The organism is Streptomyces parvus (assembly GCF_014648875.1).
In the GTDB taxonomy this organism is placed as follows: Bacteria; Actinomycetota; Actinomycetes; order Streptomycetales; family Streptomycetaceae; genus Streptomyces; species Streptomyces parvus.
Window position 1 is genome coordinate 158,671 of sequence record NZ_BMRY01000007.1, and the last position, 12,832, is coordinate 171,502.

At 72.0% G+C, this 12,832-nt stretch carries 12 protein-coding genes; 4 read left to right on the top strand and 8 right to left on the bottom strand.

Features of this window, described 5'->3' with window-relative positions:
* Positions 1-432 precede the first annotated feature (432 nt).
* Positions 433-684, bottom strand: coding sequence for a helix-turn-helix domain-containing protein (locus IE140_RS22100; protein WP_032786137.1), 252 nt, complete (start codon positions 682-684; stop codon positions 433-435).
* Positions 685-1,179: 495 nt separating this feature from the next.
* On the opposite strand from IE140_RS22100, the gene panD reads away from it, so the two are divergent.
* On the top strand, positions 1,180-1,608 hold the full coding sequence (panD, locus tag IE140_RS22105) for an aspartate 1-decarboxylase (protein WP_150193511.1): 429 nt from the start codon (positions 1,180-1,182) through the stop codon (positions 1,606-1,608).
* Positions 1,609-1,646: 38 nt separating this feature from the next.
* Positions 1,647-2,000, top strand: coding sequence for a GNAT family N-acetyltransferase (locus IE140_RS22110; protein ID WP_150193512.1), 354 nt, complete (start codon positions 1,647-1,649; stop codon positions 1,998-2,000).
* Between the two features lie 52 nt (positions 2,001-2,052).
* Here IE140_RS22110 and IE140_RS22115 read toward each other — a convergent pair whose 3' ends face one another.
* The 6 genes from IE140_RS22115 to IE140_RS22140 form a co-directional block, all read right to left on the bottom strand.
* The gene (locus IE140_RS22115) at positions 2,053-2,823 is read right to left on the bottom strand and encodes a PIG-L family deacetylase (protein ID WP_150193513.1); all 771 of its coding nucleotides are present in this window, start codon (positions 2,821-2,823) and stop codon (positions 2,053-2,055) included.
* A gap of 527 nt (positions 2,824-3,350) precedes the next feature.
* A complete protein-coding gene (locus tag IE140_RS22120; protein WP_150197461.1) occupies positions 3,351-4,715 on the bottom strand; it encodes a type III PLP-dependent enzyme domain-containing protein in 1,365 nt (454 codons plus the stop codon).
* A 58-nt stretch (positions 4,716-4,773) separates the two neighbouring features.
* Positions 4,774-5,571 carry a family 1 encapsulin nanocompartment shell protein gene (locus tag IE140_RS22125; RefSeq protein WP_032774535.1) on the bottom strand — a complete coding sequence of 266 codons (798 nt, stop codon included), beginning with the start codon at positions 5,569-5,571 and terminating at the stop codon, positions 4,774-4,776.
* A complete protein-coding gene (locus IE140_RS22130; RefSeq protein ID WP_150197459.1) occupies positions 5,571-6,671 on the bottom strand; it encodes a Dyp-type peroxidase in 1,101 nt (366 codons plus the stop codon). Before IE140_RS22130 ends, IE140_RS22125 begins: the two co-directional genes overlap by 1 nt.
* Before the next feature lie 253 nt (positions 6,672-6,924).
* On the bottom strand, positions 6,925-8,367 hold the full coding sequence (gene gnd, locus IE140_RS22135; protein WP_150197457.1) for an NADP-dependent phosphogluconate dehydrogenase: 1,443 nt from the start codon (positions 8,365-8,367) through the stop codon (positions 6,925-6,927).
* Positions 8,368-8,518: 151 nt separating this feature from the next.
* Positions 8,519-9,061 (bottom strand): DUF5709 domain-containing protein, encoded by a 543-nt coding sequence (locus IE140_RS22140; protein ID WP_150197455.1) that lies wholly within the window; start codon positions 9,059-9,061, stop codon positions 8,519-8,521.
* Between the two features lie 231 nt (positions 9,062-9,292).
* On the opposite strand from IE140_RS22140, the gene IE140_RS22145 reads away from it, so the two are divergent.
* A complete protein-coding gene (locus IE140_RS22145; protein ID WP_093437286.1) occupies positions 9,293-10,279 on the top strand; it encodes a DUF8017 domain-containing protein in 987 nt (328 codons plus the stop codon).
* A 45-nt stretch (positions 10,280-10,324) separates the two neighbouring features.
* The gene (locus tag IE140_RS22150) at positions 10,325-11,917 is read left to right on the top strand and encodes a carboxylesterase/lipase family protein (protein WP_150197453.1); all 1,593 of its coding nucleotides are present in this window, start codon (positions 10,325-10,327) and stop codon (positions 11,915-11,917) included.
* Between the two features lie 26 nt (positions 11,918-11,943).
* Here the strand turns inward: IE140_RS22150 and IE140_RS22155 are convergent, their stop codons facing one another.
* Positions 11,944-12,762, bottom strand: coding sequence for an ABC transporter ATP-binding protein (locus IE140_RS22155; protein WP_150197450.1), 819 nt, complete (start codon positions 12,760-12,762; stop codon positions 11,944-11,946).
* Positions 12,763-12,832: the final 70 nt, after the last annotated feature.

The following is a 12,832-nucleotide window of genomic DNA, read 5'->3' on the forward strand; positions in this document are numbered from 1 at the left end:
GCACATGGCCTGTTCGGAGATAACGTCACCGGGAAGCGCCACGCCGCACCATCCGAAATGAACTCCCTCGGTCTCGTAATGCATAGGTCTCGTGACATGGCTGCGTGCCCCGCGACGAGTCGGCACTGCAATTCGGAGGCGACGGCGCAAAGCATCTCAAGACCGAAGCGCGGCGGGGACATCTCAGGGACTTTGCGCCGAATAAGCAGGGAGGCCTGACAGCACTGAAAGGTGCGAATGCGCTGTTCCGCGCTCGTCCGCCTAGTACTCGATGATGTTCACCGCGAGCCCCCCCCGGGGCCGTCTCCTTCTTCTCAGGTGGGGTCGAATTTTCGTACGGGTAATACGACTCCGATGTGTAGTGCGCACGAAGAAAGTCTGGCGCCAATCTCATTGGAGGGGTATTGGCGAGCGCTGAGCACGGCGAAGGCGTTAGTGAATTTTCTGCTGCTCCAGCCATTTGAAGACCTCGGCCTTCTTGTACAGCACCTTGGCATTCCTGCCTCGGCCGAGTTTGTAGCCCTTCAGGCCCAGTTTTGACGCCTCCCTGTACACCCAGCTTGTGGACATGCTGAGCATTGTGGCGACTTCGGCGGTGTCTACGAGGACAGGCTCGACGGACTGGTGCCTGCGCGACAGGCTGTTGTCGGTGCAGCTTCCGTTGGAGTGCGACTGCGGTTCCATGGGCACAATGGCTCCTTGAGGCTGGGTCGAGGCTGACCGCTGTATCAGGTCGCATTCGGGTCCAGCCGGATCTCGAAGGTTCATGGCGCCCGCTCCGTGCTGCTCCAGAGAGTTGTCGGGCGGGTGGTGGCCATGGTCCTCAGGGTCGGCGGCTTTGCTGGCCCGGCGTTCGCTGCTAGGTTGCCCCGCCGCATAGTGCTCCCGTGTGCTCGCAAGTCCCTGCCAGGGGGCGTGGAGGCGTGCAACCACTCTCGACTGATCGGAGTGATGGTGATCACGGATACATGCGGGGGAGGGGTCGCGGTGGAGCTCGCGAGGGTGAGTGGTCCTCCCCCGATCTCATCTGATGAACCGTCAGAAAAGTCAGCAAGTGGTCAGCATGAGTCCTGAAAAACCTGGGGAACGCCGCCCGAACATGCGACTCGTTGTAGAGTGAGGAAACAGCCCTTGACCTGCAAATACACAGGCAGGGAGCCTATGACCAGGAGTACCTCGATGATGCGTACAATATTCAAGTCCAAGATCCACCGGGCCACCGTCACCCAGGCCGACCTGCACTACGTCGGATCCGTGACGATCGACGCCGCTCTGATGGAGGCCGCCGACCTGCTGCCCGGCGAGCTGGTCCATATCGTTGACATCGACAACGGCGCCCGCCTGGAGACGTACGTCATCGAGGGCGAGCGCGGCTCCGGCGTCATCGGGATCAACGGCGCCGCCGCTCACCTCGTGCACCCCGGTGACCTGGTCATCCTGATCAGTTACGCACAGGTCGACGATGCGGAGGCCCGTGCTCTCGTGCCGCGGGTCGTGCACGTGGACGCGGACAACCGGATCGTGGAGCTCGGCACCGACGCCTCGGCGCCGGTCCCCGGGAGCGGTACGGAGCGGAGCCCGCAGGCCGTCGTCGCGGGCGGCCGATAGCGCCGTCCGGGTCCAGGACCAGGAGAGGGCGGAAGCCGATGGCGGAGAACGCTGCTGTGGAGATCAGGGACGACCGGGAGCACGGCAACCTCGTGGCGTACGAGGGCGGTGAGTCGGCCGGGATCATCGCGTACTTCGTCACGGCCCCGGCTCCCGGCGCGCTCGTGGCCGTCCACACCGTCGTCCGGCCCGAGCACGAGGGCAAGGGCATCGCGGGCGCGCTCGTGCGGGAGTTCTACGCGATGGCCGCCCGTGAGGGCGTGCCCGTCGTCCCGCTGTGCCCGTACGCGGCGAAGTGGGCGAAGCGTCACCCCGACGAGGCATCCGAGACGTCGGCCGAGCTCGTCCGGGAGGCGGAGCGGCAGCTCGGGCATCACCCCGAGCTGTTCTGACCGTCCCGGGCGGAGCGCCCGGCGGCAGCCCGGGACGGCGGCCCGGGGCGGATCACGCGCTCAGTTCCGTGGCCGATCCGCCCCGGCGCCCCAGGTCCTCCCGGATGTACCACTCGGTGCCCAGCACCTCGCGCTGAACGGCCGGCGGCAGAGCGGCGATCCGGCCGGGTACCGCCCCTCGTTCCACCTCGCTGCGGTGCGCGAGGATCGCGGCCAGCTTCTGCGGCAACCAGGGGCGGACGTCGACGGTCGTCGTGATCCAGGCGTCCTCCGAGCAGTACAGCGCCTCGGCCGGGGTGCCCGACCTGGCCAGCCGTCGGCCCAGCGCGACGGCCGCCGAGCGGGGGTGCGTGGCCAGGTGAAGGGCGCTCGGCTGCCAGGGGCTGCCCGCGCCCGGACAGAACCCGGGTAGTCCGGCGGACCGCACCGCCAGCGCGGTGACCCGGTGGGCGTGGACGTGGTCCGGGTGGCCGGTCATGCCCCCGTAGGCGTCCGTCGTGATCACGATCTCCGGGCGTACGTCCCGGATGTGGCCGACCAGGGCCGCCACGGCTTCGTCCAGCGGCGCGTCCAGGAATCGGGCCCGGCCCGGGGCCGACTCCGGTACGCGGGCGTCCGCGTAGCCGAGCAGCCGCGGTGGGCCCGCGCCCAGGACGTCCAGGGCCCGGGCGAGCTCGGCGGCCCTGTGCGTGCCCTTGGCCCAGGTCGCGGTGACCACCGCCGTACGGGCCCCGGACGCCGCGTGCTGGGCCAGGACACCGCCGCAGAACAGGGCCTCGTCGTCCGGATGGGCGTGGACGGCGAGAACACTCGGCAGGGGCATGGCGGAACCTTTCGCGGCAGTGGCGACGGTCCCGGATCCGGGCGGGCCCGGGTGTCGTGCCCGGAGCCTGCCCACTCCGGACCGCCTCGCACCTGGGCCCGTACGTGCCGTGGTCACCGGGCGCATGTGTGGACTCGGCAGGCGCGGGCAGCCGCACCGGGAGACGGTGGAGGAAAGCTCCATCTGTCCTTTTCGTGCCGTTGTGGAGGATCGCGATGACCCACCCGTACCCCGACCCCGTACCGCCCTCGCCGACCCCTCCGCCCGTGCCGGGACCGCCCACGCCGGTGCCCAGCCCGCCTCCCGTGCCGCCGGGGCCCGGTCCGATGCCGCCCGGTCCGGCACCGGACCCGATCCCGCAGCCGCCGGGGCCCAGCCCCGACCCCGTACCGGATCCGGAACCGGAGCCTCAGCCGGCCGGGACCTGAGGATCAGGAACCGGAGCCTCAGTCGGCCGGGACGTGACCGGGGAGCCCTCGGGCGGCGATGAGCGTCGTCCGGGGGCTCCTCGGCGTCGGACGAGGGCCTCAGCCGTCCCGCTCGATCAGGGCGTCCACGTGCGCCAGCCCGCTCTCCGCCGCGATCGAGTCCAGCGACTGCGGCTCCCGTACCGTCGCGAACGTCACCGCCCCCGTGGGCCCCGCCACCCGGAATCCGTACACCGCCGGGCGGGGCAGGCTGTTGTAGGCCCACGGGGTGGAGAAGTAGTACGCCCCCGTGTCGTACAGCACGACCACGTCGTCCTCGGCCAGCTCCGGCAGCTCCCTCCCGTACGCCACCACGTCCCCCGCGAAGCAGCACGGACCCGCGATGTCCTGCGCCAGCACCGGGCCGCCCTTGGGGACGCCGTCCGGGCCGAACGCACCGATCCGCAGCGGCCAGGCGTCCGGCATCAGGGCGGTACGGGTGGCGGTCTGCGCCCCCGCGTGGGTGAGGGCGATCCGGCGGCCTCCGGCGTCCTTCGTGTACTCCACCCGGGCCCCGATGAACCCGTTCTTCGCCAGTAGCGACCGGCCGAACTCCGTGACCAGCGCGTAGTGCCCGGAGAAGAGGCCGGGGGCGGCCGCCGTCAGGGCCGCCACGTAGTCCGCGTAGGTGGGGCGCACGGTCTCGTCCGCGAAGTTGACCGGGAGCCCGCCGCCGATGTCCAGGCTCGTGATCTGCCGGACGCCCAGCGTGCCGTTGATCTCCTCGGCCAGCTCGTACGTTTGGGCCACCCCGGCCGCGATCAGCTCCAACGGGCAGCCCTGGGAACCCACATGGGCGTGCAGCCGGGTCAGCCACGGCCGCTCCCGGAAGGCCTCCACGATCGCCTCGCGGGCCCCCGGGTCGCGCAGGGCCACCCCGAACTTCGACGTGTCCGTCGCCGTGCTCATCGGCCCGATCGAGCCACCGCCCACCTGAGGGTTGATCCGCAGCCCGAGCACGGAGGTCGTGCTCGGGTTCCGCAACGCGTCGATGCGGCGCAGTTCAGCGAGGCTGTCGGCGTTGACGGCCACGCCGAGGGCGAGCGCCAGCCGGATCTCCTCGCGGGTCTTGGCGGGGGAGTCCAGGACGATGCGGGACGCGGGGAACCCGGCATCCAGGGCGAGGCGCAGCTCACCGGGGCTCGCCACCTCGCACCCCATGCCGGAGTCGGCCAGCAGCCTCAGCACCGGGATGAGGGAGCAGGCCTTGGCCGCGAAGGTGTGCAGCACCCCGGGCGTGGCGGCGAAGGCGTCGTGCAGAGCCCCGACGGAGGCGCGTACCCCCTCCGTGTCGATGAACCCGGCGACCGGATCGCCCTCGTCCAGCAGCCCTTGCTGGACGGCCGCTTCGACGACGGCGTCGAAGCGGGCGGCGGGCGGTGCAGTGCCGTGCTCGTGATGTGGTGCGGAAGTCGTCTGCGTCATACGGCCAGAGTCCCTGATGGCTGCCCCCAGGTCTTCGGCTCGGCCCGACCGGAAGCGGTCAGGCGATCAGGCCGACGACGGCCTCCGGTGTCAGCATCCGGAAGGTGAACGCCTGATGGAAGTAGAGATGGATGCTGGTGGCGTCGTGGTCCGCGTAACCGATCGACAGGTCCTGCCCCAGGCAGAGTTCGAAGTCGCCGCCCCGCGTCGACAGCAGCACCCCGCCCTTGACCGCGGGCGCCCACAGGATCTCGTCGTCCACCAGCCGGCTCAGATGCGTCTTGACCGGATACCCGTGGTCCGAGGTCTCGGCCGCCTCGGTGAAAGCGTCCGCGCCGAGCAGCAGCCGGTACGGTCCGTCGACACCGGCCAGCCGCAGGCGCGTCACTGCCTGGCTGACCGCCACCGGATAGTCCCGCGCGTCGGCGGGCAGCGGCAGCGGTTCGTGCGAGGAGCCGTCCCGCAGCCCGGTGATCCCGGCCGCCCCGTACCCGTCGATGATCGCCATGTCCTCGGCGAAGGCACAGGTGCGTGCCGCGTCCTTGACCGGCTGCCAGTCGCTGTCGGCGGAGCCGCGCTCCACGTCGTCCACGGCCTGGCGGCTCACCGTGAACGGAACCCGCCACTCGACGACCGGCATCGACGTGCGGGCCCGGGCCAGCACGTCAGGGGTGGGCGGATCGATGTCGCGCAGATGGCCGTCGCCCACGGCGGCCAGCGTCGGACCGTCCGGATCGGACACGTCGACGACCCGGCGGCCGGCCACATGCCGGCGGAAGGTGCGCCGGGCCTCCTCCTCGATCTCGTCCCATGCGGACGGGGTGACCGGTGCGAGTTCGCGGTGCAGATTGTTCATCACTGGGCACTTTCTTGCAGGCTGCCGATGCGCAGCGAACCGTGGTCGGATGCGGCCGGGACCGGCTCCTGCCGGATGGGGTCAGGCGCCGGTTCCGGGCTGACCGGTGCGGCGACCGGTTCCGGCCGGTTCCCGGAGCGGGCCAGGGAGGGCAGGGGCGGCGGGGCGTCCAGGAAGTCGGCGCGCGGAGCGAAGAAGAGGGAGCCGGTGACCGCCGTGGAGAAGTCGAGGATGCGGTCGTGTGTCCCGGGGGGATCGCCGAGGAACATGTTGCGGAGCATGCGCTCGGTGACGTCGGGATCGGCGGCGTACCCGATGAAGTACGTACCGAACTCGCCCTTCCCGAAGCTCCCGAACGGCATGTTCGCCCGCAGGATGTCGCGTTCGGTGCCGCCCGGGTCGGTGATGGTGTTGAGGGCGAGGTGGGAGTCGGCGGGCTTGTCCTCGTCGGGGAACTCCACGTCGTCGAGCTTGGTGCGGCCGATGACGCGTTCCTGCTCCTCGACGGTGAGAGCGTTCCAGGACGTCAGGTCGTGCAGATACTTCTGTACGACGACGTAGCTGCCGCCCTCGAAGTCCGGGTCGTCGTCCGCGCCGACCAGCGCCGCCGCACGGGCGTCGTCGCCGACCGGGTTCTCCGTACCGTCCACGAAACCGAGCAGGTCCCGGTGGTCGAGGTAGCGGAAGCCGTGCGTCTCGTCCACGATCCGCAGGGCTCCGCCGAGCTTGTCGAGCAGCTGGGCCGCCCACGCGTAGCAGACGTCCATCCGCTCGGCCCGGATGTGCAGCAGGACGTCGCCCGGCGTCGCGGGCGCGTGGTGGAGCGGCCCCCGCAACTCCGGGAACGGGTGCAGGTGTGCGGGGCGGGGCCCGGTGAACAGGCGGTCCCAGGCGCTGGAGCCGAACCCCGCCACACAGGCGAGATTGGCATCCGGGAAGCGGAAGCCGAGCGACCGGGCCACGGCCGCGAGATCCGGCAGCACATCCCGTACCGCGCTCTCGCCGCCCGGCTCGATCGTGCCGACCAGGATCAGCGCCGCGTTCGTCAACGGCGCCACGACGGGCTGTACGGCGACGGGATCGGGGACGGCGTCGGACACGCGCGCACTCCAGGACGAAGGTGACAGGAGAACAGGACTCGCAGCCACTAAGCCACGTCCCACAGCCCCCCGCACCCGCAGTGGTCCGGCCGGGTCAGCCCGGATGGCCCCGCCCCCGCCCGCACGCCGGGAGCGCCCTGCCGGGTCAGCCCGCCTCGGGCCGCACACCGGTCGTGTCGGGGCAGCCCGCCTCGATCCCCGGACCGGTCGTGTCGGGGCAGCCCGCCTCGACCCCCGGACCGGTCGTTCCGGGTCAGCTCGCCCCGACCTCGGACCGGTCGCCGCCCCAGAGCGTGTGGAACGAACCCTCCCGGTCCGTACGCCGGTACGTGTGTGCCCCGAAGAAGTCCCGCTGGCCCTGCGTGAGCGCCGCGGGCAGCCGTTCCGCGCGCAACCCGTCGTAGTACGCGAGCGCGGCGGCGAAGCCCGGCGTCGGCACTCCCTGGCGCACGGCCTCGGCCACCACCGCCCGCCAGTCCTCCTGCGCCGCGCCGATCTCCTGCCCGAACTCCTTGTCGGAGAGCAGACTGACCAGGTCGGGCCGGCTGTCGTAAGCGGCGCGGATACGGTCGAGGAACGCCGCCCGGATGATGCACCCCGCCCGCCAGATCGCCGCCACGGACCCGAGGTCGATGTCCCAGTCGTAGGCTTCGCTGCCCGCCCTGATCTGGTGGAAGCCCTGCGTGTAGGAGACGATCTTGGAGGCGTACAGGGCCTGCTCCACCTTGTCCGCGAAGGCCGCCGCTCCCGCCTCGTCGAGCGGCTCGGGTGTGGGCCCCGGCAGGCCGCACGCCGCCTCCCGCAGATCGGCGTGGCCCGAGAGCGACCGGGCGAAGACCGCCTCGGCGATCCCCGACACCGGGACCCCGAGATCGAGCGCGATCTGTACGGTCCAGCGCCCGGTGCCCTTCTGCTCGGCCCGGTCCTGCACGATGTCGACGAACGGCTTCCCGGTCGCCGCGTCCGTGTGGGCGAGGACCTCCGCCGTGATCTCGATCAGGTACGAGTCGAGCCGGCCGGTGTTCCACGTACGGAAGACGTCGGCGATCTGTGCGGGGGAGTACCCGGCGACGGAGCGCAGCAGGTCGTACGCCTCGGCGATCAGCTGCATGTCCGCGTACTCGATGCCGTTGTGGACCATCTTCACGAAGTGACCCGCGCCGTCCGGGCCGATGTGCGCGGTGCACGGCGTGCCGTCCTTCGCCTGCGCGGCGATCCTCTCCAGCATCGGGCCCAGCGACGCGTAGGACTCCGTCGAACCGCCCGGCATGATGCTGGGCCCGTTCAGCGCGCCCTCCTCGCCGCCGGAGATCCCCACCCCGACGAAATGGATCCCGCGCTCGCGCAACTCCCTCTCGCGGCGGCGGGTGTCCTCGAAGTGGGCGTTGCCGCCGTCGATGATGACGTCGCCCTCCTCCAGCAGCGGCGCGAACTCCTGGATCACCGCGTCGGTGGGTTCCCCCGCCTTCACCATGATCACCAGACGCCGGGGGCGTTCCAGCGCGGCGACGAACTCCTCGGGCGTGTGCGCGGCGACGAACGTGCCCTCGTCGCCGAACTGCTCGACCAGGGCGTCGGTGCGGGACGCGGTGCGGTTGTGCAGGGCGACGGTGAAGCCGTTGCGGGCGAAGTTCCGGGCGAGGTTGCGGCCCATGACCGCGAGTCCGGTGACGCCGATCCGAGCAGTGCCGCTCATGTGTGTGCTCCTGGGGATGCGAGTGCGTGGGGTGCGGTGGGCGCCGCTCTTCGGGGGCTGTGGTGCGGCCGCAGGAGTACGGGTCCGGGGACAGCCGTGTTCAGGTGCGGGCGCTCACGGCGGCCCGCTCAGGGGCCCAGGCGCGGCCCGCTCAGGGCGAGGGCGGGGCGGTCGTGCCACCGGTGGCGGTATCGGACCCGGGAGTGCCCGGGACCGGCGAGGGCTCCAGGAGCGCGTCGTCGTCCCCCGGCTCGGGGATCACGTGCATCGCGGCCTCCTCGGCCGACGCCGCCGCTCCGTCGATGCCCACGTCGCTGGCGGTGAGGGTGGCCGGGACCGTCCCGTCCGCCTGCTGGGTCAGCCGCCCGGCACGGGCGACGCCCACCTCGTCGTCCCAGGGCTCGCCGTCGCCGTCCACGAGATCGCCCACACCGTCGCCGAGCGAGCCGTCCGGCTCGGGAACCTCCCTCGTGAGGCGGGTTTCGAGGGACTCGCCGGTGTGTCGCTCGTTGGCCGTGGTGCCGAGTCCCTCGACCACCCACGGGCGGTCCGGGGGCGCGTAGCCCTCGTCCAGCGGATCGCCGGTGCCGGAGGGGTCCATGAGCGTGTCCTCCGCCCCGAGCTGCTCGGCGGGGTCGGAAGCCTCGGGTTCCTGGGGCTGGTAGACGTCGTCCCCCCAGTCGCTGTCGCTCATGGCGCGTCCTTTCCTCCGGGGATCTCCGGGAGTACCGAATTCCACTGTCCCCTGTACGCAATTCCACTCCGGTCCTGCTCCGGCCGCAAAGGGAAGATCGGATTCGGGTGCCCCGCACGGGTGGCGTGAAACGGTCCGTACGCAGGTCGCGCCCGGTTCCCCGGCGCACGGAGACTCCTGGGACGCCGGGCCTTTCGAATCGTCGAACAGCTCGGCATAGGGTGGCCCTCCATGGGGTACGGACAGCAGTCGCCCGGGGGCGATCACCACCAGCAGGGACCATGGCCGCCGCACACGGGACAGCCGCCGGCTCCCGGGGGCGCGCCGACCGGCCCCTGGAACGCGCCCACCGAGCCGGCCGGGCGGTCCGTCGGGGCCTCCGGCCCCTGGAGCGGGCACACCGGCCCGCCCCCTTCCCCGTCCGGCGGCGGCCGTCGCCGCAGCTCGGTCATCGCCGTCGTCGCGGCCACCGCAGTCGTGCTGGCCGCCGGAATCACCGGATTCCTGGTGCTCGGCGACGACGGGGACGACGGGAAGCCCGACGCGGGACCCACCGGAGCGGACGTCGTCCCGCCGTCCGCGTCCCCGGGGGAGCCCCGGGGCGGAGCCGGGGACGGCACGGCGCCCCTCGTGCCCGGCTGGAAGACGGTGATCAACCCCAAGCGCGGCATCGCCTTCGACGTACCGGTGGACTGGGCGGTGAAGTCGTCCGGATGGGTGACGTACGTCGCGGAGAACGGCGACCCCGACGAGACCCCGCTCGTCGGGTTCGCCGCCCCGGCGATCCTCAAGGAGAAGTGGTGCCGGTCCGACGACGACGGCAACGGCACCCAGGAGGACACCCCGCTGGCCTCCGTGGGCTCCCGGGCCGAGCCCGACGCCCGCGACACCACCGAAGCGGCCCGGGAGAACGCCCGCCTCTGGGTCTACGGCAGCTACGCCCAGCCGGCGAAGGAGAAGGTCACCACCGGGGCCGCGAAGCCGTTCACCACGAAGTCCGGCCTCACCGGGAAGGTGGCGACGGCCACCTCGACCGGAGTCGACGGGACGGGCCGCTGCGCCCACGACGGCAAGGCGACCGCTTTCGCCTTCGAGAACCCGGCGGGGGAGACCCTCTCCTGGACGTTCGTCGGTGTCCGCGGCGTCGACGACGAGGTGCCCGAGCCGACCGTGCGGAAGATCCTGGGTACGGTCCGGCTCGTCGACAGCACCCCCTGACCGCAACCAAGATCAACTCACTGGCGGCGGCACCGGTGACCTGCGATGCTGACCCGGCCGCGCCGAACGCCGGACGGGGCAGGAGCGGGGGAACCGGTGGCTGAGGACGTCTTCACGACGAAGTCCGGCACGGTACGGGGGCGGCGCGCCGCCCGGGACCACGGCATCGTCGTCGTACGCGGACTCCCGTACGCGGCCCCGCCGTTCGGTGCCCTCCGGTTCCGGGAGCCGCAGCCGCCGGACCCCTGGGACGGCGTGCGCGACTGCGCCGCATTCGGCCCGGTGGCCCCGCAGTCGGCCGAACTGCCGGGCGCGCCGGTCTGGTCACCCGGTGATGAGGACATCCTCACGCTGAACATCTGGACGCCCGCCGACGGACCGGGCGATCTGCCCGTGCTGGTCTGGATCCATGGCGGCGCGTACGTCTTCGGCTCCTCGGCCCAGCCCGACTTCGACGGCACCGCGCTGGCGGGCGAAGGGCTCGTCGTCGTCACGCTCAACAGCCGTCTCGGCTTCGAGGGATTCGGCCATGTGCCCGACGGCTGCGACCGTGCGGTCTTTCCCGACAACCGGGGGCTTCTCGACCAGATCGCCGCCCTGCGATGGGTCCGCGACAACATCGCCGCGTTCGGCGGTTCGCCCGACCGGGTCACCCTGGCCGGGCAGTCGTCGGGTGCGACCTCCGTGGCCTGCCTGGCGGTGGCCGACCGGGCGCGTGGCCTGTTCCGGCGCGCCGTGCTGCACAGCGCCGTCAACGCCTTCGCCACGCAGGAGCAGGCGGCCCGCACCACGGCCGAGGTCGCGGCGGAGGCCGGGGTGCCCGCCACCCGCGCCGGGCTGCTCGCCACCCCGCCCGAGGCCCTCGTGGCCGCCACGGACCGGGTGTGCGCGCGGTACGCCCAGGACCCCGCAGCCGGGCAGCGCCACTACGACCCGGCGATCTACGGCCCGGTCGCCGACGGCGTCCTCCTGACCGCCGATCCGCTGGAGGCGCTGGCGGTCGGCGCGGGGGGCGCGGTGGAGCTGTTGGTCTGTCACACCACCGAGGAGTACTGGCTCCTGGACGCGGTCGGCAGCAGCGCGAAGATCACGACAGAGGAACAACTGGCCGTATTCGCCGCCGACTTCGGGCTCCCGGTTTCGCTGGTCGAAGGTCACCGCGAACGCCTGCCGGACGCCCCGGTGCCCGACGTCCACCTGGCTCTCCATTCCGGCCTTCTCTTCGCCGAGTACAGCGCCCGCCTCGCCGAGGCCCACGCCCGGGCGGGCGGCCGGGCCTTCCTCGCCCGCTTCGACCGCCGCCGGGACCGGACGGGACGACGGGTCCGCGCCTGGCACTGCGCGGACATCCCGTTCGCCTTCGGCAACCTGCATGAGGAGAGCGTCCAGTTCCTCGTCGGCGGCCCGCCCGGCGAGGCCGACGAGGAGCTTTCCCGGCGTATGACCGGTGCGTGGGCCGAGTTCGCCGCCCACGGGGACCCGGGCTGGGAGCCGCTCGACGGATCTGCCCGGAGCGGAGGGGCGGTACGGGTCTGGCGCACGGCGGCGGAAGGACCGGCCGGGGGCGCCGCCTCCGGGGTGCGGGACGGCTTCCGTGATCTGTGGCGTACCGCGGGACTGCCGCTGCTGGCTCCCTGAGCCGGACGACCGCGCTCGGGCCCTGCCTACGCGTTGCCGTCGGCGCGCGCCAGCCAGCGGCCGGCGTGCCGGGTCACCTCGATGGGGCGGCCGAAGCAGGCGGTCATGAGCTCGGCCGTGATGACGCCCTTGATCGCGCCGCGGGCCAGAACGCGCCCCTCACGCAGGAGCAGAGCGTGGCCGATCGCCGGAGAGAGCTCCTCCAGGTGGTGCGTGACGGTCACCGTCGACAACTCGGGCCGGGCCGAGGCGAGATGGTGCATGGTGTCGATGAGGTCCTCGCGCGAGGGCAGGTCGAGCGCGTTGAACGGCTCGTCGAGCAGCAGGAGCGCCGGGTCCGCCATGAGGGCGCGGGCGATGAGGATCCGGGCGCGCTGGCCACCCGAGCAGACGCCGTACTCACGGTCGGCGAGGTCCTTGATCCGGAGTTCCGCGAGCAGCGCGTGGGCCCGCTCGCGCACCTCGTCGTCGTACTTCCGCCACAGCGGCTGGACCGTGCCGGTGTGGCCGGTGAGGACGACGGCGTGGCCGGTCAGGTCGCCCGGGACACGCTGGGAGGTCGAGACGTGGCCGATGAGGGCGCGCAGGTCCCGCACGTCGACGTGGCCGAGCCGGTGGCCGAGAACATCGACCGTGCCGGTCGTCGGGAAGGCGGTGGCGCCGACGAGACGCAGAACGCTGGTCTTTCCCGCCCCGTTGGGTCCGAGCAGTGCCCAGTGCTCGCCCGCCCGGACGGTCCAGTCGACGGCGTCGAGGATGAACCGGCCGCCGGCGTGGCGGCGCATGCTCACGCCGTCGAGGGCAGCCACCACACGCCCGTGGCCGGTGCCGGTGTTCCCGTCCATGGAGCAGGCCATCCCCTTCGCATCGGTCAGTGCCGCACGAAGGGTAGCTGTAGAGGGCATTTACCCGCGT

Bases quoted from the DNA above. Each gene is read 5' to 3' on its own strand.
- IE140_RS22100 (WP_032786137.1), bottom strand. From the start codon at position 684: ATGGAACCGCAGTCGCACTCCAACGGAAGCTGCACCGACAACAGCCTG.
- panD (WP_150193511.1), top strand. From the start codon at position 1,180: ATGATGCGTACAATATTCAAGTCCAAGATCCACCGGGCCACCGTCACC.
- IE140_RS22110 (WP_150193512.1), top strand. From the start codon at position 1,647: ATGGCGGAGAACGCTGCTGTGGAGATCAGGGACGACCGGGAGCACGGC.
- IE140_RS22115 (WP_150193513.1), bottom strand. From the start codon at position 2,823: ATGCCCCTGCCGAGTGTTCTCGCCGTCCACGCCCATCCGGACGACGAG.
- IE140_RS22120 (WP_150197461.1), bottom strand. From the start codon at position 4,715: ATGACGCAGACGACTTCCGCACCACATCACGAGCACGGCACTGCACCG.
- IE140_RS22125 (WP_032774535.1), bottom strand. From the start codon at position 5,571: ATGAACAATCTGCACCGCGAACTCGCACCGGTCACCCCGTCCGCATGG.
- gnd (WP_150197457.1), bottom strand. From the start codon at position 8,367: ATGAGCGGCACTGCTCGGATCGGCGTCACCGGACTCGCGGTCATGGGC.
- IE140_RS22140 (WP_150197455.1), bottom strand. From the start codon at position 9,061: ATGAGCGACAGCGACTGGGGGGACGACGTCTACCAGCCCCAGGAACCC.
- IE140_RS22145 (WP_093437286.1), top strand. From the start codon at position 9,293: ATGGGGTACGGACAGCAGTCGCCCGGGGGCGATCACCACCAGCAGGGA.
- IE140_RS22150 (WP_150197453.1), top strand. From the start codon at position 10,325: ATGCTGACCCGGCCGCGCCGAACGCCGGACGGGGCAGGAGCGGGGGAA.
- IE140_RS22155 (WP_150197450.1), bottom strand. From the start codon at position 12,762: ATGGACGGGAACACCGGCACCGGCCACGGGCGTGTGGTGGCTGCCCTC.